Source organism: Amycolatopsis panacis, from assembly GCF_003600245.1.
Lineage (GTDB): Bacteria > Actinomycetota > Actinomycetes > Mycobacteriales > Pseudonocardiaceae > Amycolatopsis > Amycolatopsis sulphurea.
The window spans coordinates 40,880-63,060 of record NZ_QZFV01000054.1 but is presented as its reverse complement, the minus strand read 5'-3'; the positions used below and the strand labels follow the sequence as shown (position 1 = coordinate 63,060).

The following is a 22,181-nucleotide window of genomic DNA, read 5'->3' as shown; positions in this document are numbered from 1 at the left end:
AGGAACCGCATGACCGCTCTGCAGGAGCCGGCCTTGGCGCTGTCCACCCGGGCCGCGCGCGCACTCACCACCACCACGAAAACCCTGCCGCAGACGCGGTCGATCACCCCGCGGTGGCTGCTGTCGCAGCTGCCGTGGGTCGAGGTGTCCGCCGGTTCGTACCGGGTCAACCGGCGGCTCACCTACACCGTCGGCGACGGCCGGATCACCTTCTACAGCACCGGGGCCCGGGTGCAGGTGATCCCCGCGGAGCTGGCCGAGCTGCCGCTGCTGCGCGGCTTCGCCGACGCGGACGCCTTGTCCACGCTGGCCGAAGCGTTCGAACAGCGGGAGTACGCGGCCGGGGACACCATCGCCGAGGCGGGCACGCCACTGGACACCGTGGTGCTGATCGCGTCCGGCAAGGTGCGCCGGAGCACCCCCGGCGAGTACGGCGAAGAGGCGAACCTCGACCTCCTCTCCGGCGGCGACCACTTCGGCGGCGAGCTGCTCGGCAGCAGCGAGCAGACCTGGAAGCACACCGCCCGGGCCACCACCCGGTGCGTGGTGCTGGTCCTGCCCGCCACGACGTACGCGGTGCTGAACGGCCGCATCCAAAGCCTGCGCGAGCACGTCGGCGCGCTGCTCGCCGAGCCGCCCCGGTCGCACAACAAGGCGGGCGAGGCGAGCATCGACCTGACCGCCGGACACGACGGTGAGCCGCTGCTGCCCGGCACCTACGTGGACTACGACCCGGCGCCGCGGGAGTACGACCTCGCGGTGGCGCAGACCGTGCTGCGCACGCACAACCGGGTGACCGACCTCTACAACGGGCCGATGAACCAGCTGGAGCAGCAGCTGCGGCTCACCGTCGAGGCGCTGCGAGAGCGCCAGGAGCACGAACTGGTCAACAGCACCGAATTCGGCCTGCTGCCCAGTGCCGATCCGGCGCACCGGTTCCCCACCCGCGGCGGCCCGCCCACCCCGGACGATCTGGACGAGCTGCTCACCCGCCGCCGCAAGACCCGGTTCTTCCTCGCCCACCCCAAGGCGATCGCGGCGTTCGGCCGGGAGTGCACGGCTCGCGGGCTGTACCCGGCGACCGGCACGCTGTCGGGCAAGCGGGTGGTGACCTGGCGTGGGGTGCCGATGCTGCCGTGCGACAAGATCCCGGTCTCGCCGCAGGGCACCACCTCGATCCTCGGGATGCGCACCGGCGAGGACGACCACGGCGTGATCGGGCTGCGGCCCCGGGACCTGCCGGACGAGTACCAGCCGGGCCTGAACGTGCGGTACATGGGCGTGAACGACCGCGGGGTGACGTCCTATCTGGTCAGCGCCTACCACAGCGCGGCGGTGCTGGTGCCGGACGCGCTGGGCGTGCTCGACGACGTGGAGATCGGGCGCTGATCCCGGTGGCCGGAGGAGAGAACCGATGACGACGGCCGATGCCCCCGCCCGCACGGTCGCCCAGGTGCTGGACTGGAGCCGGAACAGGTGGGAACCGGCGATGCGGGCGGGGATCGACCGGCTGCCCGGCTCGATGCGGCGGATCGCCGGCTACCACTTCGGCTGGTGGAACGCCACCGGCGAGCCGGTGCCGGGGCCCGCGGGCAAGGCGCTGCGTCCGGCGCTGGCCCTGCTCTGCGCGGAGGCGGCGGGCGGGGACCCGGCGGACGCGGTCGCCGCCGCCGTGGCGGTCGAGCTGGTGCACAACTTCTCGCTGCTGCACGACGACGTGATGGATCGGGACGAGACCCGGCGGCACCGCCCCACCGCGTGGACGGTGTTCGGCACCGGACCGGCCGTGCTCGCCGGGGACGCGCTGCTCTCGCTCGCCTTCGACGTGCTCTCCCCGGACGGTCCGGAGGCCGTGCGGCTGCTCAGCGCGGCGGTGCTGGATCTGCTGCACGGCCAGCACGAGGACGTCTCGTTCGAGCAGCGGGCCGAGGTGGGCACCGAGGAGTGCGTGCGGATGGCCCAGGGCAAGACGGCCGCGCTGCTCAGCGTGTCCTGCGCGCTCGGGGTGCTGGTCACCGGCGGGAGTGCGGAGCAGGTGAGCGGCTTCAGCCGGTTCGGCCGCTGTCTCGGGCTGGCCTTCCAGCACGTGGACGATCTGCTGGGCATCTGGGGCGATCCGATGGTGACCGGGAAGCCGGTGTACTCGGATCTGCGCAGCCGCAAGAAGTCGCTGCCGGTGGTCGCGGCGCTCACCTCGGGCACCGCGGCCGGCCGTGAACTGGCCGCGCTGTACCGGGAACCCTTGCCGGACAACAGGCTCGCGCATACAGCGTCCCTTGTGGACAGTGCGGGCGGCAGGCGATGGAGCCAGGCACAGGCGGACAGTCTGCTCGCCGACGCGCTGGCCGCGCTCGACACCGCGGGTCAGGCCCCGCGGGCGGCCACGGAACTCACCGCGGTGGCGCAGCTGATCACCCGCCGCGACCACTAGGCGTCTGCAAGGGCTGTGAAGGGTCCCTTCACGGACTCTGAGTCCGTGAAGGGACCCTTCACAGCCTTCAACCCGAGGACGTGCGTGGCGCGCTGCCGCCCGGCGAAGGTGCTTCGGTGACCAACGGCGGAGCAGTGGTCGGAACGCTGAGCGAGAACAGCGCGTCCTGATGCGGTATCGAAAGGCCGCTGTACGCGACCCCAGCCAGCCGTACGCCGCCGAACTCCGTGGGATCGAGCAATAGTCGTTCCGCTGTTGCCGCGAGTTGGTCGAGATCGTCCGTCGGCGAGGCAGTGGTTTCCGAACGGGTCACTGTGCTCATGTCGGTGTGCCGGAGCTTGATCACGACCGTACGCGCCACCCGTCCCGCCTTCACCAGACGCGCGTGCGCCGAAGCGGCGATCTTGCGTACTTCGTTACGCAGCCGGGCTAAATCGACCACGTCGAGATCGAACGTGGTCTCGGCGCTCACCTGTTTCGCTTCGCCCCGTTCGGCGACTGGGCGGTCGTCGACGCCACTCGCGAGCCGTCGCAGATCGCGGCCGACGACTCCGCCGAGCGTCGACACCGCGTCCGGCTCCGGCAAGGCGGCCAGCTCGCCCAGCGTGAGTACGCCGATGGTACGCAGCTTCGTTTCCGCGACCGGCCCGATCCCCCACAACGCACGAACCGGCAGCGGGGCCAGGAATTCCCGTTCGGTGCCCGGCGGGACCACCAGCAGGCCGTCCGGTTTCGCGCGGTCCGAACCGATCTTCGCGACCTGTTTGCCGGTACCCGCACCGATCGACGCGGTCAGCCCGGTCTGTGCCCGGATCCGCGTACGCAGCTCCTCGGCGAACTCGGTCACCTCCGCCAGGGACGCGCCGGCCAGAGCCGGTGGTTCAGCGAACGCCTCGTCCAGCGAGACCCGCTCCAGCACCGGCGCCACTTCGCCGACGACGTCGAAGACCTGTTTGCTCAGCAGCTCGTACAGCCGGAATCGCGGTGGCAGGATCACCCCACCGGCCGGGAGCAGGCGCCGCGCCTGGGACATCGGCATCGCCGAACGTACTCCGTAGGCGCGGGATTCGTAGCTCGCGCCCGCCACCACACCACGCGGCCCGGTGCCGCCCACCACCACCGCGCGCCCGCGCAGCGTGGGCCGGGTGAGCTGTTCGGCCGACGCGTAGAACGCGTCGAGATCCAGGTGCACGACCCAGCGGGACATCTCAGGTCCCGGCGTCCAGCAACCGATGCAGCGTCGCGGTGTACTGCTCGAACGCGGCGCGGCCCCGTGCGGTCAGCCGTACCAGGGTGACCGGGGTGCGGTGTTCGAAGGACTTGGTGATCGCCACGTACTCGGCGTCTTCGAGCTTGCGCAGGTGCGTGGAGAGGTTCCCCGCGGTCATCTCCAGCAGCTGCTGCAGCCGTGGGAAGGTGATCTGGTCCCCCCGGTGCAACCCGGCCAGCGCAACGGTGACCCGCAGCCGCGCCTGCGCGTGGATCACCGGGTCAAGCTCGGGTAATGCGGGTTCGCTCACCGCGCCTCCCGGCGTGCGCGCAGCACGTAGACCACTGCGGCCACGGCGAATCCGCCACCGCCGGCGAGCGAGAGGACCAGGAAGTTGCCGGGGACGCCGACCAGCACGCTCGCCCCGGCGCACAACGAGATCCACGCGCCGAACGCGTACGGCAGCGGGTCCTGCCACAACATCCCGCCTGCCAGGTAGAGCGCGCCGGTGAGCAGCAGCGACGTACCCGACCAGAGCAGCGTGATCAGATCCGTGGCGTCCCCCGCGAGCAGGGTCAGCCGCAGGTCGACCAGGTACATCGCGGTGAACGAAATCGCCCACGCCCAGCCGTACATCCGCGCGACCCGCTTCGAAGGCCCACGGATACCGCGGCCGACCCGGATGCTCTGCAAGGCCGAGTAGGCGACAGCACCGACGAACAGCACGGCCACCACGGCAACCGCGACCCATCCGGGGAGCAGCGAAGCGACCCGGTGATCGGAGAGGTAGACCAGTCCCCAGCCGACCAGCCAGGCGAACGCCCAGACGCCGAGCAGACGCGCCGGGCTGGTGCGCAGCGCCCGGCGCGTCCGCTCGTCCTGGCGGGCGATGAGGTCCAGCGACTCGGCCGCCGACAGCGGCGGCTCGTCGTCGCCCGGTCCCACCCGGTTCTCGCTCACCCCACGCCCTTTCCCCGTGCCGACCCCGCAGACAGCACGGAGGCTACTGGGCGGCGCATCGGCGGCCTGATCGCGGCCATCTCAGACCACCTTCCCCGGGTCCAGCCGGAACCGGCGCAGCACCACCAACGCCGGCAGCACCAGCCAGGCCGCCAGCACCCCGGCCGCGAGCGCGAGCCCGCTGCCGTGCCCGATCGGCATCGCACCGAGCCTGCCGAGCCAGTACGTCGGCAGGAAATGCGCGACCTCGGACATCCAGTTCGGCAGGAACGCCAACGGCATCCACAACCCGCCGAACACGCCGAGCGGCAGCATCAGCGCGCCGGTCATCGCGCCCACTGTGTCGCCCTTGCCGTACAACCCGAGAAGCAGGCCGAGCACCGCGAAGGGCAGCACACCCAGCCACAGCGCGAGCCCGGAGAGCACCCACTGCTCCACGGACAGATGCACGCCGTACAGCGCGCCGGCGACGAAGACCGTCAGCAGGACCGGCAACGCCATCGCCATCGCCGAAGCGACCTTCACCGCCAGGTAGCCCGGTGCGCGCATCGGGGTCAGCCGCAGCTGTCGTTGCCAGCCGTCCGTGCGATCGGTGGCGACGCGGGTGCCGGTGAACAACGCACCGCTCATCGAGCCGTACGCGGCCATGTTGAGCATCGTGGTGACGATCGTGGGCACGCCGCCCGGCTCGGGATCTCCGCCGAACAGGCTGCCGAAGAGCAGGAACATGCCCACGGGGACGGCAATCGTGAACAGGGCGAACTGCGGGCTGCGGAGGATCCGCAGGATTTCCAGGCGCAGGTAGACGAGGTTCACCGGGGCACCTCCTGCGCATCCGCGGTCAGCGCCAGGAAGGCTTCTTCCAGCCCGGCGGCGGTGATCTCGATGGCGCTCGCCGCCGGGAACTCGCGCAGCAGCGCGCGGATCGTACGGTCGGAATCGGCGCACGTGAGTTCGGCGCGGTCCCCCTGGACCCGCGCCGAAGCCACACCCTCCAGCGCACTCAGCGCCCACTCGTCCGCCCCCGGCACAATCGCGCGCAGCGTGCGTCCCGTGACCTTCGCGCGCACCTGCGCGACCGGCCCGTCTGCCACCACGTTCCCTTGACGCATAAGCACAACGCGGTCGGCGTAGTCCTCGGCCTCGGTGAGATAGTGCGTGGCGAACAGAACCGTGCGCCCGCTTCCGGCGAACTCCCGCATCGAAGCCCAGAACGACCGGCGGGCGTCGACGTCCAACGCCGCCGTGGGCTCGTCCAGCACCAGCAACTCCGGATCCCCGGCCAGCGCGACCGCGTGCCGCACCCGCTGCAACTGCCCACCGGAGAGCTTGCCGCACCGCCGCCCGGCGAAGTCGCCTATTCCGGCCCGCGCGTAGATCTCCGCGACCGGCAGCGGTTCGGCGAACATCGACCGGTGCAGCTCGACCAGCTCGGCCGGGGTGAGATCGCGCAGGAGAAACCCGTTCTGCACCATCGCCGCCATCCGCCCGGAATCGAGCGCCGCCCGCGGGCTGCCGCCGAAGACCTGCACCTGCCCCTCATCCGGCGTGATGAGCCCGAGCAGCAGATCGATCGTGGTCGACTTGCCTGCCCCGTTCGGCCCCAGCAGGGCCACCACCTCACCCCGCGCGACGGTCATCGCCACGCGGTCCACCGCGAGCACCGCCCCGTACCTCTTGACCAGTCCGGACAGCCTGAATGCCTCGGTCATCGCCACCCCCAGGTGAACTCGGACGGCTACTTTGTAGCACAAAGTCCACGGTCGTGGAAAGTGGTAGCCGCTGCGGAGTGGTTTGCCGTTGATCTTCGGTCGCCCAGGCCTTGTTGTTCAGGTCGTATCGGCGAGCATCAACATCGAGCCGTCGTCCCAGTACAAGCTTGCCGGGGCCGGACTCCATTGCGGCCGATCGGCGCCTCGGCCGATCCACACCACGGTTGGCGCGGTGGAGGAGCCGCCCAGTTCGGCGATGGCCAGCTGAGTCTTGCCCCGGACGACTGCGATGTCGCCAGCGTGCTGTTTCAGTGCGTCGACTACCCGGTAGGCCCGGCCTGCCGTCGGCCCGCTCGGTATTGCGGCATGTCTTTGAGGTCCCCGCCGCTTGAAGAGCCGGGCCAGTCCCCAGATCGCCACAAAGGGCCAGGTGATGACTGAGAACACCTCGACGAAGAACTCCGCGACACAACCGGCGGGCCATCCTCCCGAGAGGCCCTTCGTTCCCGCTTGACACGACGGTCCCGCCGGGCACCGACCGTGACCCGGCCCATCCAGGTGACTTGCACCGACTCCTGCCAGACCGCCTCGAAATGCTGCTGGACCTGCGTGATCAGTTTTTCGTTCATCAACCCATCCGAGAGAAGGTGCCGAGCACCTCTGCCTAGGGACGTCCGTTGCGGTTTCGGCAACTCGCGTTCCCGTTTGTCGATCTCGACGGTGACGCTTGACCCGTCCGGCCAGGTCAGCGTGATCTCGGCTGCCTTGAGCTTGGGACGATGCCCGCCGGGCGCTGTCCACAGGACGCGATAGGGCTGGTCCGCATCGCTCCCGACGAGCGCCATACGCGCGCGCGACCAGGCAATCCACAGAGTCCGGCGGGCGGCGTCTGCGAACCGGACGGCCGGGGAGCCTTCCTCCCCCTTCGCCGACAGCTTGCCGCGTTCGACATCGGCCCGGACAACGGCAGCGATCGCGCCCAGCACTCGGACCGCCATGTTCGTCGTCGCGGCCTGCCCGTTCTGCTTACGGCCGGGTACCGCTTAGCTGAACCGCCGCCGTTCGAAGCGGATCACCGATACCGATTCACGCCAGTTCGTTCCGCACCTGTTCGCGCTGCGGGCCGAGTCCGGTATTCGCCGGGGATTCAGTCATCTTCGCCGTTCAGACGGGGGCATCGACCCATTCGAAGGTGTCGAAGATCCCCCGGGCCAGGTCGGCCACATATGGCCAGTCCTCCGTATTGTTGCTGGTCACAGCGAGGCCAAGAACCACCTTCGTGCCGGGAATCCATGCGGTGATCGCATGCTCGGCGATCTCCACAGTGTCCGCACCGACCGCGATACCACCGGCCGTGACCGACTGCGCGACCACGGCCGGGCCGACCGGAAGTTCCACGATCTCGACCGGACCGTTCGCAGTGCTGCGATGCACCTTCTCCAGACCGGCGATCGCCACGTTGGCCGACGTGTGCTCGGACTCCAGGCAGAAGCAAGTGACCAACGCCATGATCGGCCGGTTCAGGTCATCCGGGGACCGGAAGAACCCGGCCGCGGTGTAGCTGGACCCACCTGCCTGTGCTGCCGCGGCAGTCGTGGCAAGCATGACGGTCGTTTCAGCAATGCCCTGGTCGATCTCTGCATCCGGCTCCAAGCCGAACAGAATGGACAATTCGACAGCAAGGGCACGGAAACACGATTCATCAATCTTCGGAGGAATTTCCACGAAACCCGAAGGAATAAACAGGGCAAATTCTGGACGCTGTGCAGTCAACACCTGTTCCTCAGAGATACGATATACTCTTCAAAATTTTACTGACCGTAGCGATTTGGACCAAGAAGCCGAACGACTCGACCATACTGATCGTCAGTCAAGTAAATTGAGAATATTGCAAGTTCCGGCCAATCGACGTCGAGGCGGCGCTCAGCGGCAGGACCAACGACAATCGCCGAACCTGGAGGACTCTCCCAGATTACCCGTCGATTTCCACTTGTAGATTTTTCTTCCAGAAAAGCTAGATGCGAACGAGAAACACCCACTACCATCTTCCTGCCGGCAACCTTGAGCGCATCGACCACCTCCATCGCTCGCGGATTCTTGACCTTACAGGACAACTTTACCGTTCCCGGCCTTTCTGGCAGTTTTTTTGTGATCCCGAACTCATCCGCCAGATAGCGGCCGATTCCTATCAAGATCATAACAGGAAAGAGAATCACGTAGCCAATGCATTTCCACCAGGTCCACGCTATCGTCGTATTTCTCCCCGGGGAAAATATCAGGAACTTCCATCGCCTGAACAAGAACGAGTCAGCAGGTTCACGCCATCGTCGCCCGAGAAGCTCACGAATTTCAAGTTCAGCCGTCGAACTAGCTGGATCGGCAATATTCATCTTGCAAACTAATCCTTTCCAGAAACCTTGTCAACCCCATAGTGAATACCCTCTTTAACGCCTTGACCGGACGTCCCCCGAACAGCGGTACCTACCGCTACACCAGAGGCGGTGAACGGAGCAACACTTACACCGGGAATCTTATTTGCCAGCTGTACCGCATTGCCGTGAGCACTGATAGCAGCCTGATTTATTGCAGCAGCAGGATTCTCCCGCAATGCTTTAAAGGTGATTGGGTCAAAAAGGTTTCCGGCGGACTTGACGAGTTTTCCTGCCCCGTCGACAGCTTTGCCTGCGCTGACCGCCGCTTCGGAGGTTTTCAAACCGATGACCGGCATCTTACTCACCAGCCTCGACGCCCGCGTAGCCTGGGTAACGGCGTTCTTGGCTCCGGCGACGGCCTTCCCGCCGGGGATGATGCCGATGGCGTCCATGCCGATGCTGCCCCAGGACACGTCGGCACCGGCGGCTTTCGCCAGAAGTTTCGTCCCCGTCGCCGCAGCGCTGACCCCGACCGCGGCGGCAGCGGTCACCGCGTTGACCCCCGGAATCCACGACGTCGCCAACGCCACGACACCCAGCACATTCCCCACCGTGGAAAGCACATCACCAATAGCCGCGATGATGTCGGCGTGCTGCTGGACCCAGTCCCAGGCCTTCCCCGCCAGGTCCTTGATGCCCTCGGCCACCTTCCCGAGAGCATCACCGATCCGATCGAACAAACCCGGCTCGTCCGGAGCCTCGTCCCTCGCCTTCCGCAACGCCGCAGCAACCTGCCCCGCCAGCTCCCCATGCTGACCCAGCAACCGGGACGCGCTCTCCCGCAACGCATCCACCTCACCCTGCGCCCTCTCCAGCTCCAGCTGCGCCCGCCCCAAAGCCTCCTGGGCTTGCTGGAGTTGTACCGGGTCGGTGAAGGTCTGCCCCGCAAGCCGCAAATCCGGATCAGCCCCCGCCGACCGCACCCGCGCCTGAGCCGCCCCCGCCTCCCGCTCCAACTCAGCAGCCTGACGCTGCATCGTGCCCAAATCCTCAGCCCACCGCCCCAACGTCCCCGACGCACCCGACAACGACCGATGCGCCCTGCTCAGATAATCAGGAACCTCACCCACAGTCGTCCGAAACGCCTCCGCGCCCTCACCCTCCCAGAACCCATCCGACCTCCCCAGCCGCGCCAGATCCTCATACGCCTGGCCCATCTCGGTCGCGACCTGCCCCAACACCGCCGCAACATCCACCACCCTCGCCACCACACCCGGCGCAGGATCAAACCCCAACGCCGGATAGCTACCGGTCTGCACCGGTACAGCCGCATCCATCACCCGATCCCAGTTCACCACGACCGCCCCTCCAACCGAGCAGCAATACCCGACCGCCCCACCGGAGGCACATCTACCGGCGACAGCGCGGGCCGCCCACCCCCACCCTTCCCGAACGCCCCGGCAACCTTCTCCTCCATCTCGGCATACACCTGCTTAGCCCTCGACAAACCCTCCGCCACCACCCCCGAAAACTCACCGATCTTCCGAATCCCATACCCCCACCGATCCCGAAACTCACCACCCGCCGCATCAACATCCCGGCTACCCAAATCCCGCGACCTCAACTCCCCCAACCTGGCATTCGCGCCAGACAACCGCTCCCCCGCCTGCTCCAACATCGCAATCAACGACCCCAACCGACCCACATCCACCCGATAACCACCCGACACTCCACCATCTCCCCTCGCCGGCACGAACACATAACGACACAAGACCCAGCCGCCCCCAAAGATCATAGGTTTTGATGATCATCATGTCGACACCGCCGGACGGGACGCGTGAAGTGCCAAGGAAGCCGAAGTGCCGGGCGGCCGTTACGGCAGCGCCTCCGGCAACGGGGCGTCAAGCAACGAGACCCGCCAGGCGTGCCGTAGTCAGTAGCCTTCTGGACTGGGCTCGCCGGAAAGCTGGCGAGCAATGCGGACGCATCATCTCCTTTGCGGGATCACGAAGTGGCGAGGGCTTCGGTGGGGGTGAGCCGGGAGGCACGCGTCGCCGGATAGACCCCGGCGAGGATGCCGATCACCGCGGAAGCGGCGAGACCGCCGACCAAGGTGGGCACGGGGAGGACCGCCGGCCAGCCGTGCGCCGCGGCGTACCCGGCGGTGGCGAGGGCGCCGAGTACGGTCCCGGCCAAGCCTCCGAGCCCGCACAGGACCGCGGATTCGGTGAGGAACTGGGCCCGGATCTGCCCGCGGTTCGCACCCAGCGCCCGGCGCAAGCCGATCTCACGCCGACGTTCGAGCACCGAGATCACCATCGTATTGGCCACGCCGATTCCGCCGACCAGCAGCGCCACACTGGCCAGCCCGAGGAACAGCGCGGAGAAGGTGCTCTGGGTGATCCGCTTCGCGGCGAGCGCGTCGGACGGGCGGCTGACCTGGACCAGCCCCGGCTGTTCGGGATTCACCGTGGCGGGCAGGACGGTCCGCACGGCTTCGATGGACGGCTCACTGGCACGCAGATAGATCGACGTCGGCCGCTGGTCGAAGTGCAGGGTGCCCGCAGCGGCGTCCCAGCCGACGAGCACGGCTCGGTCCACATCCGGCGCCAGCGGCACGCTGTTCAGCACCCCGACGACGGTGAATGGCCGGTCGCCGACGCGGATCTGTGGCGGTGGTTCGTTCGCCGGGAGTTCGGTGATGCCCAGTCGGCTCGCGGCCTCGGACCCGAGCACGGCAGTGGGGAACTTCTCCGTGGCAGGGGTGAGAAAACTGCCCGCGTGCACGCTGCCGTTGACCGTGCCCAGCAGGTCCGATCGCGTGGCGAGCACGGTCAGCCCCGAGGTCTGGCCCGGATCGATGCGGTCGGACCTGCGCGCCGTGGCGTGTGTGTTGGCCAGCTCGCTGACCTGCTCCACCGGACCGATCCGGCGGGTCATCGCCGCGGCCTGCGCACCGAAGGCCGGGGTGTTTGCCGCGTCCATCCGGTCCGCGGTGGCCTCTGCGTGCAGTAGATTGGTACCGAGCGCGGCGAACTGCTCCAGCATCGCCCGCTGGCTCGACGCGGGAATCCCGGTGACCACGATCATGGTCGCGATACCGATCGAAATCCCCAGCGCGGACAGCACCGCACGCAACGGCCGGGAACGCAGCCGGCCCAGCCCGAGCCGCAGCAGATCCAGTGGAGCCAGCCGGACGGGCGTGGTGCGGGGCGCGCTCATGTCGCTGCTCCAGGATCACCAGCGTCGGCATCATTCGCGACCGCGCCCACCCCGGCACCCGGACGCCCGCGACGGTCGGCGTGGATGCGCCCGTCGCGGATCTCGACCCGGCGGGGAAACCGCGCGGCGATGTCCCGGTCATGCGTGATGACCGCGAGCGTGGTGCCATCAGCATGCAGCCCGGCGAGCAAGTCCAGGATCGCCGCGCCGGTGGCGGTGTCCAACGCCCCGGTGGGCTCGTCCGCCAGCACCAGCGCAGGCCGGTTGACCAGCGCGCGAGCGATCGCCACGCGCTGCTTCTCCCCGCCGGAGAGCTGGTGCGGCAGATGCCCGGTTCGGTGCCCGAGCCCCACCCGTTCCAGCGCCTCACCGGCGAGCCCGGCCCGCAGCCGGCGCGGCACCCCGGCATACACCAGCCCGGTGGCCACGTTCTCCGTCGCGGTCATCCCCTCGGCGAGGTGGAACTGCTGGAACACGAAGCCGATCCACCGGCCGCGCACCGCGGACAGCTGCCGATCGGACAACTGCCCGACATCGCGACCGCCGGCCAGCACGGTGCCGCTGCTCGGCCGGTCCAGAGTGCCCAGCAGGTGCAGCAGAGTCGATTTGCCGGAACCGGACGGCCCCACGATCGCCAGCGCCTCACCATCCTCAATAGACAGAGATACGTCGTCGAGCGCACGTACGCCGCCGGGATATTCCTTGCAGGCGTGGCGCATTTCCAGAACCGGGGTCATGAGGTCACCACCACCTGTGTACCGGCAGCGATGCCCGCGCCGCGGATCTCCACCAGTCCACCGGAGAACAGCCCGGTCTGCACCCCCACTTGCCGGGTGCCGCCGCCTTGCACGACCTGCACCGCGTAACCGCCCTCCCGCAGCGCCAGCAACGCGTCCACCGGCACCGCCAGCACCCCTTTCCGGGTGCTTGCAGTGACCTGGACCTGCACCGGGCCGGAGTCCAGCGCACCAACCGAGCCCTCGTCGTCGAGGGTGACCGCGACCGGAATCTTCGCCTCGTCCTGCCCGCCGCCGACGCTGCCGGAGCCCTGGCTCTTCGGCGCCTGCGCGTCGTGGCCGATTTCTCCGGCCGTGCCGGGAACGCGATTGCCGTTCGGCAGCAGCACGGTCACCTTGCCACCCGGCTTTACGCTGCCGACCTCGGCGGCACCGACCATCGCGGTCACCGATTTCCCTTGCGCGGTCACGGACATCAGCTCGGCGGTCGCCGGGGAGCCCAGCTGTGCCTTGATTCCGCCGACACGGATGCGACCCGGCAGCACCAGCACGTCACCGACGTCGATGATTCCGGTCTGGTCGAGCTTGCGTGCCTTCTGCCAGCGCTTGATCGCGTCCTGGGTCCGCGGGGTGAGGACGTCGTCCTGCACGCCGGGGGAATGGCCGAGCGCGGCCAGGTTCCGCTTGACGATCCGCACGTCCGGACCGGTCGTGCCGAGCGTGTCCAGCTTCCGCCACAACGGGGTCTCCCCGTAGAACAGCGGCACCGGTACGTTGTCCACTTTGTACACCGGCTCACCGCGGCCGATCCCGGCGCCCGGGGCCGGCAGCCAGGTGAGCGTGCCGGATTTGCGGCCCTCCACCGGTTGCTCGGGGCCGAAGCCCAGCTTCCCGGTGAAGGTCTTGATGTCGGACAGGTCTTCAGTGGTCACGGCCACGGTCCGCGGCGCGCCCGGCCCGGCCGGGGCGTCCGGCTCCGCGCGATGGGTCCAGGTGAAGACGATCACGCCCGCGGTGACCAGCACCAGGATCCCGGCGACCACGGCAGGCAGCCACTTGCGCATCACCGTCCCCCGCCGAAGACCTCGCGCTCACAGTCCTTCACGATCTGGTTGCTCTGCTCCTCCGGCATCGTGGAGCCCTCCGCGAAGGTCCAATCGCCCACCTGTCCCTCGATGATCTTCAGTCCCCTGCCCGCACCCTTGTCGTTGATGCACTTCACCTCCTTGTGGAAGTTGTCCGCATAAGTCGGGTTGCCGGAGTCCTGTTCCCACGGCGGCTTCGGGAACTTCAGCGCGCAGGCCTCCGACGCCGCTTTGCTCACCGCTTCGACGTTGACCGCCACGCCCTGCCCTCCGCTGCGCTGTGCGTTCACCGCGGCCGGATCGTGCTCGGCGAGGCAGGAGTACCAGACCTGCTGCAGCTTCTGCATTTCCTGCTCGGACATGTCCAGCCGGAGCCGGACCTGACCGGGCTTGTCCTGCGGCCCGGCGCCGTCGGCGCGCCCGCTGCCCGGCTGCGGCGTGGCGGCGGAACCGGACTGCAACGTAGCCACTCGCGGCTGCTGCTCGTCCGTCTGCGCACAGCCGGCCAGCGCGAACAGCGTTGCACCGACCACCAGCGGCCAGCGCCCCTTCACCGAAACCATGTCAGCCGTCCTCTTCCTCGCCTCGTCGCTCCCGATGCCGACCACCGGGCCGCTGCTCATTCTGGGGCGGAAATGTGCGGAAGTTGTCTGGAACCTGTCGGCATCCGGTATGCCTCACCGCCCGCCGGAAATCCGGTTGGCGACGGCCCGGACCGCCGGTACCGTTCCGGCATGACGATCTTCCGGCGTTTGCGGCTCCGCTGATCCCGGCGTGATTCTTCGGGCGGCCCGTCCCCGGGCGGCCCCTGCTCCTGCGCGCCGGCCCCAGTTCTCCGGGAAAGGATCCTCACGTGGGCAAGCACATCGTCATGGTCGGCTGCACGGCGCCGAGTCACGTCTACCCCTCACTCGGGCTCATCCGCGAACTCGTCCGGCGCGGGCACCGGGTCGGCTACGTCGTCGGTGAACCGCTCGCCGATCTGGTCGCGGGCACCGGCGCCGAGGTCCTCACGCATCCGACGAGCTTCCCGTTCGGCCCGGGTTCGGCGTGGCCCGCGGACCCCGGCGAGGCCATGCGCGTGTTCCTCGACGAGGCGATCGCCATCCACCCCCGGCTCACCGCCCGATTCGACGCCGACCGGCCGGATCTGCTGCTGCACGACATCGGCGGGCTCGGCGCCCCGGTCCTCGCGCACCGCTACGGCGTGCCCGCCGTCCAGCTCTCCCCCACCCTGGTCGCCTGGCAGGGCTACGAGCAGGACCTGGCCGAGACCCTGCACGCAGTCCGCAGCTCACCGTCCGGAATGGACTATGACCGGGCGAACACCGCCTGGCTCAGGGAGAACGGCATCGCGGCCGATGGCTGGACCTGGCTCAGTCACCCGGCGCACGTCCTGTCGCTGATCCCGCGGGCGATGCAGCCGAACGCGGACCGGACCGCGTGTCCGCGAAGGTCCGTTTCGTCGGGCCGTGTCTCGACCCGGAGCGCCTGGCCGAGACCTGGACCCCGCCGGCGGACGGGAAACCTGTGCTGCTGGTGTCGTTCGGCACCGCCTACAACGACCAGCTCGAGGTCTACCGCGCCTGTCTCGAAGCCTTCGCGGACGGGAGCCGCCACGTGGTGCTGGCCATCGGCAAGCATGTGTCGGCGGAGGATCTCGGGCCGCTACCGGAGTTCGTCGAGGTGCACGAGCGCGTGCCGCAGCTCGCCGTACTGGCCGCCGCCTCGGCGTTCATCACGCACGCCGGGATGGGCGGCTGCACGGAATCACTGTGGTACGGCGTGCCCACGGTCGCCATCCCGCAGGCGGTCGATCAGTTCGGCAATGCGGCACAGCTGGAAAGCCTCGGCGTCGGCACGCACCTGCCTGCCGAGGAGGTGACCGCGGAAACCCTCCGCGCCGCCGTCGACAAGGTGACCGGCGACCCCGCGATCACCGGGCGATCAACCCAGCTGCGCAAGGAGATCCGGGCGCACGGCGGGGTCGGCCCCGCTGCGGACGCGGTCGAGACCTTCCTGTCCTGACAGCCGCGGCCCAGGCTGTGAAGGGCACCTTCACGGACTCCGAGTCCGTGAAGGTGCCCTTCACAGCGAATCACTGTGGTGGTCCACCGCGGGCAAAGGCGCCGGGCGCGGTTTCCGTGGCCGGGTCAGTGTTTCCAGCGCCGAACGCAGGTGGTCGGCGGCCTCGGCCGGGGTCGACGCGTGCGGGGACAGCCGGACGTGCTCGGGGCGGACCGTCGCCGCGATCCCGGCCGCGGTCAGCGCCGCGCCCACCTGTTCGGCGGGGAACCCGGGCAGGGTGAAGGCGAGAATCCCGGCCCGGCGCTCGGTCGCCGACACGATCTGGGCGCCGCACGAGCGCAGCGTCTGCGCCAGCTCGCCGACGCGTTCGGCGATCCGGCCCGCGATCGCGGTCACCCCGGTCTCCTCGACCAGTTCGAGCGCCGCGGCGAACGCACCGGAGGTGATCGGGCTGAGATGGGAGATCGACCAGCTCGCCGCGGTCGGATCGACCGGGTGGATCTCGTCGTCGAACAGGCCCGGGTCCCGCGCGCCGGTCCAGCCGGACAGGATCGGGTCCATCCGCTCCAGCGCGCGGTCGGACAGCACCGCGAAACCGGTGCCCCAGCCCGCGCGCAGCCACTTCTGGCCACCGGCCACGAGCACGTCGGCGGCCGCCCAGGGCGCTTCGATCACGCCGAAGCCCTGGATTCCGTCCACGATCAGCAGCCGATCGCCCACGACCTCGCGCAGTGTGCCCAGATCCGCGCGGTAACCAGTACGGAAGTCCACGGCACTCACCGAAACCACGGTGGTCTCCGGCGTGAGCGCGGCCGCCACCCGCTCCGGAGTCACGGGACCGCCCGCCAGCCGCCGTACGCGGATCCGGCCGGCCTGCTCCGCGCGAGCCCACGGGTAGGTGTTGGCCGGAAACTCCGCCGCGGAGACCAGCACCTCGCCCTGGCTGTTGAACGCCGCCTGGAACAGCCCGAGGCTGGTGTGCGGGATCAGCACCGTGTGGCCGGTGTCGCTGCCGGACAGCCGCGCGACCGCCGCCTTGGCCCGGACCTCCTGCCGCATCAGCTCGTCCACAGTGGATGGACCGGCCTTCGTCACGGCGGCCAGCAGGCTCGCCGTGGTGTCGAGCACCGCGTGCGAAGGCGGGCCGAACCGGGCGAAGTCCAGGTACCCGGCGGACTGGTCGAACTGGAGCAGGTAGCGGGGTGAAATCCGGGTCACGGGAGGACCCGGACACCCGGCCAGGCACGGGAATCAAGCGACGACGACATGCGAAACCTCCCAGAGATCAACCGGCTGTTGAACGGTACGCCCTCGGCCGAGACCGGCGCCTCGGGCTAGCGTTCCCCCATGCACCTCGACCGCGGCGGCTCCTTCCGCCAGTTCTGGACCGAACGCCGGCTCTGCTCGCTGACCACCGTGCGCCCGAACGGGACCCCGCACGTGGTCACGGTGGGCGTCACGGTGGACTTCGACCAGGGCGTGGCCCGCGTGATCGCCTCGGGCACCTCGTACAAGGCGCGGCTGGCCCGCGCCGCGGGCGACGCCGGGCTGGCCGCGGCCGTGTGCCAGTTCGAGGGCCGCACCTGGTCCACTTTGGAGGGTCGGATTCGCTTGCGCGAGAGCGCCGATGCGGTCCGCGATGCGGAGGAGCGCTACGCCCGCCGGTACCGGGAGCCCCGGCCGAATCCGCACCGGGTGGTGCTGGAACTCACCGTGACACGCGTCCTGGGGAACGCGTAGCCGTCAGCGCTGAAGAACCGCGGTCAGCGCATCCTCCAGCGCACCCTCCGGGTCGGCCACGGTGGTCCGGCTGCGCCAGGCGATGATCGAATCCGGCCGGACGAGCACGGCACCGGCCGCGTCGATGCCGTAGCGAGTACGCCAGAAACCTCCGGGGTCGGCCAGCTCGGTCCCGATCCGGTGCGCATCCAGCTCGACGCCCAGCCGCCCCGCGACCTTGGCCGCCGCGTCCGTCCATTCCGGACCGTCGCCGTCGGCGAGCAGCACGAAACCCTTGCCGAACAGCCGGTGGACGGACAGCTCCGACCCGTCCCGGGTGAGCGGGACGTGCGGCGCGCGAGTGCCGGGGCGGCCGGTCGGTTCGGCCGGATTCTCTTGGAGACCCTGGTCCTCGCCGGGTTCGGCGCACACCGCAGCCGAGTGGTACCGGAACCCCAGCATCTCCCCGATGGTCGGGATCGGCTGTGATTCGTCGACGGCCGAGAGCACCCGCCCCTCGGCGACTGACGCCAGCTCGACCTCGCGTTCGACGGTGACGGTGATGACCGGCCGCCGTTCGGCCTCGTAGGTGTCCAGCAGCGCGGGACCAGCCTGCCCGGACAGCACCAGCGCGAGCCGCCACGCGAGGTCGTAACCGTCCTGGATGGCCAGGTTGCCGCCCTGCCCGCCGACCGGCGGACAGGCGTGCGCCGCGTCTCCGGCCAGCAGCACGCGCCCGGCCCGGAACCGCTCGGCGACCTTGTGGTTCAGCGCGAACGGGCGGGCGTTGCGGATCCGGCACTCCAGGTCGGGCACACCCACCGCGCGGCGGACCCGCTCCACGCACAGTTCCTCGGTGAAGAGGGCCTCGGTCTCGCCCTGGTCAGGGTGGTAGTCGACCCACAGCGTGTTCGTGCCCTCGCCGTCGTGGATCAGGCTCATTCCGCTGCCACGGACACTGACCACGGTGAACCGATCCGCCTCGTAGTACTCCGACAGGTCGGCATCGAAGGTGACCACGTAGACGTACCCGACCTCACCACCGCCCCCGACCGGGATGCCGAGCGCGGTACGGATCGGACTGGCGTGCCCGTCCGCGGCGACCAGGTAGTCGGCGCGGACGGAGTACTCGCGTCCGCTGGACACCTCGCGCAAAGTCGCCGTGACCAGCTCGCCGTCCTGTTCCAAGCGCACGAGTTCAGTGCCGTAGCGCAGGTCGGCGCCGAAATCCTCGGCGTGGGCGCGCAGCACCTTCTCGACCTTCGCCTGAGGCAGAGTGCACGGCGGGGCCGGGGTCAGCGCCCTCAGCGCCGCGAGGATCGCTTCCCGATCAATCTCCGGCTCGGTGGCCTCGACAAGGCTGGGGCCGGCTACGACCTGCAGGTACCCCGGACCGGCTTGTTCGGCAAGCAGGTCGCCGGTGACGCCGGGGATGGTGTCGAGCAGCTCCCACGTGCGCGGGTTGAGCCCCCATGCTTTCGGCAGTGTCGCAGTGGTCGGGCGGCGTTCCACCAGCAATGGCTTCACCCCACGCGCGGCCAGCCCGAGCGCAGTGCTCAGGCCAGTGTAGGCGCCACCCACGATGAGTACGGGAACGTGCTCGTCCATCTCTGATCACCCCTGTCTCGAGTCATATGACATTCGCTGCCATATGACCCACGCTGCCAGAAGACAGTCACTGCCACAACACTCGGCAGGGTGACGCACATCTGATCAGCGAGATTCCGGTGCTCAGGAAAGCGGGGCCGGCAGCGGCACCTTCCCGGCTCTCAGCAGCTCGAGGCCCTTCTCGGCGGTGTCCCGCAGATCGATCCGTCCGTCGCTTTCGGACCACTCCCGGAAGGCGAGGGTGAACACCGCACTCGCGTGCGCCACTGCCAGTTCCGCGATGAACGGGGCGTCCGGACCACCGATCCGGGCGGCGATGGCCTGCCTCAGCTCTCTTTCGTGAACCACCCGGATATACACGAACTCGGCCTGCACCGACCGCACCCCTCCGATCACCTCGGCGGCGGCCCGCAGGTGCGCGGGGTTCTCCGCGTGCATCCGCAGGTCACTCTCCAGTACGACCCGCAGCAGCTCGGGCACATCGGTGCCCGCCGGGCAGGCGTGCAGCGCGGCCTGCGCCGCTTCGAACATCTTGGTGAAACCGCCCAGCACCAGCGCTTCCTTGGTCGGGAAGTGGCGGTACACCGTCCGGGCGCCGACCTCGGCGGCGGCCGCGATCTCCTCGACCGAAGTCGCTGCGAACCCTTTGCGGCCGAACAGCTTGAACGCCACGTCGACGATCATCGCCCTGGTCCGGTCCTTCTTGACCTCGCGCAACGACATGTGCCCTCCTCTATCCGCCCCGCGAGCCTAACGCCGCCGTCCGGAGCTGTGACCGGCTCGGCGACGTCCTGAGGAGGACGGAGGGGACTACAGCCAGTCGTGCTCGCGGGCGTGGCGGGCGGCTTCGTGACGGGTCCGGGTCTGCGTCTTCTGCATCGCGTTCGACAGGTAGTTCCGCACCGTGCCCTCGGCCAGGTGCAGCTGCTTGGCGATCTCCGCGACGGCGAACCCTTCCGCGGTCCCGCGCAGCACGTCCAGCTCGCGCTCGGTCATCGGGCAGTCGTCGACCACGGCGAGCGCCGAGACGTCCGGGTCGATCCAGCGCCGTCCCTCGTGCAGCACCTTGATCACCGACGTGATGTGCGCCGGTTCCGCCGATTTGCTGACGAATCCCTGCACCCCGAGCTTCAGCGCCTTGCGGAGCACGCCGGGGCGCGCGTGCCGGGTCAGCATCAGGATCACCTGCCCCGGCCGGGCGCGCCGGATCTCGGCGACCGCGCCGAGCCCGTCCACCCCGGGCATCTCCAGATCGATCACCAGCACATCCGGCTGGTGCTCCAGGGTGACGCGCGCGGCGGAGGCGCCGTCCTCGGCTTCGGCGAGCACCGTGATGTCGCCCTCCAGCGGCAGCAACGCGGCAAGTGCCTTGCGCAGCAACGCCTCGTCGTCGGCGAGCACGACCGTGATCATCGGTGGTCCTCTCCGGTCGTCATCATCGGCACCGTGCCCGGGGCGACCCGCGGGAACCCGGCGGCGGTCAGGAACCGGCCGGCCTGCTGGGCCACCTTCAGCTCTCCTCCGTTGTCCGCGACGCGGTGACTGAGCGTGGAAAGCCCGCGCAATTCGGGAAGCCCTTCGTCCTGCGCACCGTCGTTCACAATGGATATCCCCGACGCGGACAGGACAATGTGCACCTGGCGGGCCTGCGCGTGCCGCAGGATGTTGGTCGTGGTCTCGCGCAGCACCTGGCCGAGCAGCTCACCCGGTCGCGGTTCGACCCCGGGCTCCCGCACGATGCGCACGTGGATGCCCGCCGCCTCGAAGAGGTTCTTCGCGTTCTCCAGCTCGGTGGCCAGGTTGAGCCGGCGCTGCGCGTAGGCGAGTTCCTTGGTCTGCATGATGGTGTCCCCGACCAGGGCGTGCACCTCCCGCAGTTCCTCCTGCGCCCGGTGGAGATCCCGGTGCAGCAGCTTCTCCGCCAGCGTGACCTTCAGCTTCACCACGTGCAGCGTGTGCCCCTGGATGTCGTGCAGATCGCTGGCGAACCGCATCCGCTCCCGCATCACCGCCAGCTCCGCCTCGCGTTCCCTGGCCACGTCCAGCTCCTGCACCAGGTCGTAGAACTTCTTGGCCCCGGACAACACCGCGGCCGCCAGCATGGTGACGCCGGTGGGGATCACCACGTACTGGACCAGCAGCTTGCTGGTGTCGCCCGGGTGGACAAGGACGTGCAGCAGCCCGAATACCCCGACGAAGCAGATCATGCCGACGGCCACCGCCCCGCGGTGCCGCCGCAGCTCCGGGATGATCACCGAGCAGGCGATGTTGAACCCGTAGAAGGCAGTGGGGGTGCTCATCACCAGCGAACCGACCGCCCACACCGCCGCCGCGACCCCGAGGCAGGCGAACGAGAAGACGGACACCTTCCGCGGCGCCCAGTCCACCAGGGTGGCGAGCCCGGCGAGCAGCCCGCCGGACAGCACCAGGATGTGCCACCAGGTCCGGCCCTCAAGCACCACCAGCATCACCCCGACCAGGGCGAGCGGCGGAATGAGCGTGGCGACGTTCAACCGCCACAGCCGTTCCTCCGTCTCCGGGCGGCGTCTGCCCAGGACGCGGGACAGGCTGGACATGGCGGACTCTCCGGGTCGGGTGGCTGGCTTGGTCATCAGCATTCCTCAGGTCCGATTCCACCACCAGTGACGCTGTGTCATGTCCTTTACCCGATTCGGCGGCAGGCAACCGGGGCAGAACGAGCGTGCCACGAGGGTGTCCGGCGACTCCGTGCGGTACCGCCGTCCGGCGTCAAGCCCGTCGAGCGCTGCGCCGTACGGCGTCGCGACCAGATTGCGAGAACGGGAAGACCGTGCGGTGCATGAGCACGCCGCGATGCGTGAGCACCGCGCCTTTCGGAAACCGGTGGTGCCGCTCGCGTACATGATCAGCACGCCCGTCGTCTTCGTCCACTTCGGACACACCGGGATGCGGTTCAGCGGTGGCCGCAGCGGCCCAGGTCCACGTGCGGTCGCCGAAGACGAGCGCCGGATCGTGACCGCGCTCGGCGGCCCATCGGGACAGCATCTCGCCGAGGACACGGAACCGCGGGCGGACGTCTGCGGGCATGACGAATCCCTTCTGGACACCGGAGAAGGCT

At 69.1% G+C, this 22,181-nt stretch carries 23 protein-coding genes and 1 pseudogene; 4 read left to right on the top strand and 20 right to left on the bottom strand.

Annotated elements, in window-relative coordinates:
- Positions 1–9: 9 nt before the first annotated feature.
- Together D5S19_RS04200 and D5S19_RS04195 are read left to right on the top strand one after the other, a co-directional pair.
- A complete protein-coding gene (locus D5S19_RS04200) occupies positions 10–1,389 on the top strand; it encodes a family 2B encapsulin nanocompartment shell protein (protein ID WP_120022004.1) in 1,380 nt (459 codons plus the stop codon).
- A 25-nt stretch (positions 1,390–1,414) separates the two neighbouring features.
- Positions 1,415–2,431 (top strand): family 2 encapsulin nanocompartment cargo protein polyprenyl transferase, encoded by a 1,017-nt coding sequence (locus D5S19_RS04195; protein ID WP_120022003.1) that lies wholly within the window; start codon positions 1,415–1,417, stop codon positions 2,429–2,431.
- 67 nt (positions 2,432–2,498) lie between these two features.
- On the opposite strand, the gene D5S19_RS04190 is transcribed toward D5S19_RS04195, so the two are convergent.
- The 14 genes from D5S19_RS04190 to D5S19_RS34045 form a co-directional block, all read right to left on the bottom strand.
- On the bottom strand, positions 2,499–3,638 hold the full coding sequence (locus D5S19_RS04190) for a DNA polymerase IV (RefSeq protein WP_233573707.1): 1,140 nt from the start codon (positions 3,636–3,638) through the stop codon (positions 2,499–2,501).
- Position 3,639: 1 nt separating this feature from the next.
- Positions 3,640–3,951 (bottom strand): transcriptional regulator, encoded by a 312-nt coding sequence (locus D5S19_RS04185; RefSeq protein WP_120022002.1) that lies wholly within the window; start codon positions 3,949–3,951, stop codon positions 3,640–3,642.
- Positions 3,948–4,601: a hypothetical protein gene (locus D5S19_RS04180; RefSeq protein WP_120022001.1), complete on the bottom strand. Its 654-nt coding sequence runs from the start codon at positions 4,599–4,601 to the stop codon at positions 3,948–3,950. Before D5S19_RS04180 ends, D5S19_RS04185 begins: the two co-directional genes overlap by 4 nt.
- A gap of 81 nt (positions 4,602–4,682) precedes the next feature.
- Complete coding sequence (locus D5S19_RS04175) at positions 4,683–5,417, bottom strand: ABC transporter permease (protein WP_120022000.1); 735 nt, start codon at positions 5,415–5,417, stop codon at positions 4,683–4,685.
- Positions 5,414–6,313 (bottom strand): ABC transporter ATP-binding protein, encoded by a 900-nt coding sequence (locus tag D5S19_RS04170; protein ID WP_120021999.1) that lies wholly within the window; start codon positions 6,311–6,313, stop codon positions 5,414–5,416. Before D5S19_RS04170 ends, D5S19_RS04175 begins: the two co-directional genes overlap by 4 nt.
- A 117-nt stretch (positions 6,314–6,430) precedes the next feature.
- Positions 6,431–6,760 carry a hypothetical protein gene (locus tag D5S19_RS04165; RefSeq protein WP_120021998.1) on the bottom strand — a complete coding sequence of 110 codons (330 nt, stop codon included), beginning with the start codon at positions 6,758–6,760 and terminating at the stop codon, positions 6,431–6,433.
- A 717-nt stretch (positions 6,761–7,477) separates the two neighbouring features.
- Positions 7,478–8,086 carry a hypothetical protein gene (locus tag D5S19_RS04160; RefSeq protein WP_147397331.1) on the bottom strand — a complete coding sequence of 203 codons (609 nt, stop codon included), beginning with the start codon at positions 8,084–8,086 and terminating at the stop codon, positions 7,478–7,480.
- 38 nt (positions 8,087–8,124) lie between these two features.
- Complete coding sequence (locus D5S19_RS31585; protein ID WP_147397330.1) at positions 8,125–8,703, bottom strand: hypothetical protein; 579 nt, start codon at positions 8,701–8,703, stop codon at positions 8,125–8,127.
- A gap of 8 nt (positions 8,704–8,711) precedes the next feature.
- Entirely contained in the window at positions 8,712–10,043 is a 1,332-nt protein-coding gene (locus tag D5S19_RS04155; protein WP_120021996.1) for a putative T7SS-secreted protein, read from the bottom strand.
- Positions 10,044–10,689: 646 nt separating this feature from the next.
- Entirely contained in the window at positions 10,690–11,907 is a 1,218-nt protein-coding gene (locus D5S19_RS04145) for an ABC transporter permease (RefSeq protein ID WP_120021994.1), read from the bottom strand.
- Positions 11,904–12,644: an ABC transporter ATP-binding protein gene (locus D5S19_RS04140; RefSeq protein WP_120021993.1), complete on the bottom strand. Its 741-nt coding sequence runs from the start codon at positions 12,642–12,644 to the stop codon at positions 11,904–11,906. The genes D5S19_RS04145 and D5S19_RS04140 overlap by 4 nt, the downstream gene beginning before the upstream one ends.
- On the bottom strand, positions 12,641–13,708 hold the full coding sequence (locus D5S19_RS04135) for a peptidoglycan-binding protein (protein WP_120021992.1): 1,068 nt from the start codon (positions 13,706–13,708) through the stop codon (positions 12,641–12,643). Before D5S19_RS04135 ends, D5S19_RS04140 begins: the two co-directional genes overlap by 4 nt.
- Complete coding sequence (locus D5S19_RS04130) at positions 13,708–14,292, bottom strand: hypothetical protein (protein ID WP_120021991.1); 585 nt, start codon at positions 14,290–14,292, stop codon at positions 13,708–13,710. The genes D5S19_RS04135 and D5S19_RS04130 overlap by 1 nt, the downstream gene beginning before the upstream one ends.
- Before the next feature lie 344 nt (positions 14,293–14,636).
- A complete protein-coding gene (locus D5S19_RS34045) occupies positions 14,637–15,011 on the bottom strand; it encodes a hypothetical protein (protein WP_407641712.1) in 375 nt (124 codons plus the stop codon).
- A gap of 161 nt (positions 15,012–15,172) precedes the next feature.
- On the opposite strand from D5S19_RS34045, the gene D5S19_RS34040 reads away from it, so the two are divergent.
- Positions 15,173–15,757, top strand: a complete 585-nt coding sequence (locus tag D5S19_RS34040; RefSeq protein ID WP_407641711.1) for a nucleotide disphospho-sugar-binding domain-containing protein — start codon at positions 15,173–15,175, stop codon at positions 15,755–15,757.
- A gap of 75 nt (positions 15,758–15,832) precedes the next feature.
- Here the strand turns inward: D5S19_RS34040 and D5S19_RS04120 are convergent.
- Positions 15,833–16,975 (bottom strand): annotated as a pseudogene (locus D5S19_RS04120) (aminotransferase class V-fold PLP-dependent enzyme); the annotation flags it as partial.
- A gap of 129 nt (positions 16,976–17,104) precedes the next feature.
- Between D5S19_RS04120 and D5S19_RS04115 the strand changes: the two are divergent.
- Positions 17,105–17,497: a pyridoxamine 5'-phosphate oxidase family protein gene (locus D5S19_RS04115; protein WP_120021990.1), complete on the top strand. Its 393-nt coding sequence runs from the start codon at positions 17,105–17,107 to the stop codon at positions 17,495–17,497.
- Positions 17,498–17,500: 3 nt separating this feature from the next.
- Here D5S19_RS04115 and D5S19_RS04110 read toward each other — a convergent pair whose 3' ends face one another.
- The 5 genes from D5S19_RS04110 to D5S19_RS04090 all read right to left on the bottom strand — a co-directional run bounded on the left by D5S19_RS04110 (position 17,501) and on the right by D5S19_RS04090 (position 22,150).
- Positions 17,501–19,084: an FAD-dependent monooxygenase gene (locus D5S19_RS04110; RefSeq protein WP_120021989.1), complete on the bottom strand. Its 1,584-nt coding sequence runs from the start codon at positions 19,082–19,084 to the stop codon at positions 17,501–17,503.
- A gap of 123 nt (positions 19,085–19,207) precedes the next feature.
- Positions 19,208–19,807, bottom strand: a complete 600-nt coding sequence (locus D5S19_RS04105) for a TetR/AcrR family transcriptional regulator (RefSeq protein ID WP_120021988.1) — start codon at positions 19,805–19,807, stop codon at positions 19,208–19,210.
- A gap of 87 nt (positions 19,808–19,894) precedes the next feature.
- Positions 19,895–20,497 (bottom strand): response regulator transcription factor, encoded by a 603-nt coding sequence (locus D5S19_RS04100; protein WP_120021987.1) that lies wholly within the window; start codon positions 20,495–20,497, stop codon positions 19,895–19,897.
- The gene (locus tag D5S19_RS04095) at positions 20,494–21,696 is read right to left on the bottom strand and encodes a sensor histidine kinase (protein WP_325050215.1); all 1,203 of its coding nucleotides are present in this window, start codon (positions 21,694–21,696) and stop codon (positions 20,494–20,496) included. Before D5S19_RS04095 ends, D5S19_RS04100 begins: the two co-directional genes overlap by 4 nt.
- 136 nt (positions 21,697–21,832) lie before the next feature.
- The gene (locus D5S19_RS04090) at positions 21,833–22,150 is read right to left on the bottom strand and encodes a hypothetical protein (RefSeq protein ID WP_120021985.1); all 318 of its coding nucleotides are present in this window, start codon (positions 22,148–22,150) and stop codon (positions 21,833–21,835) included.
- Positions 22,151–22,181: the final 31 nt, after the last annotated feature.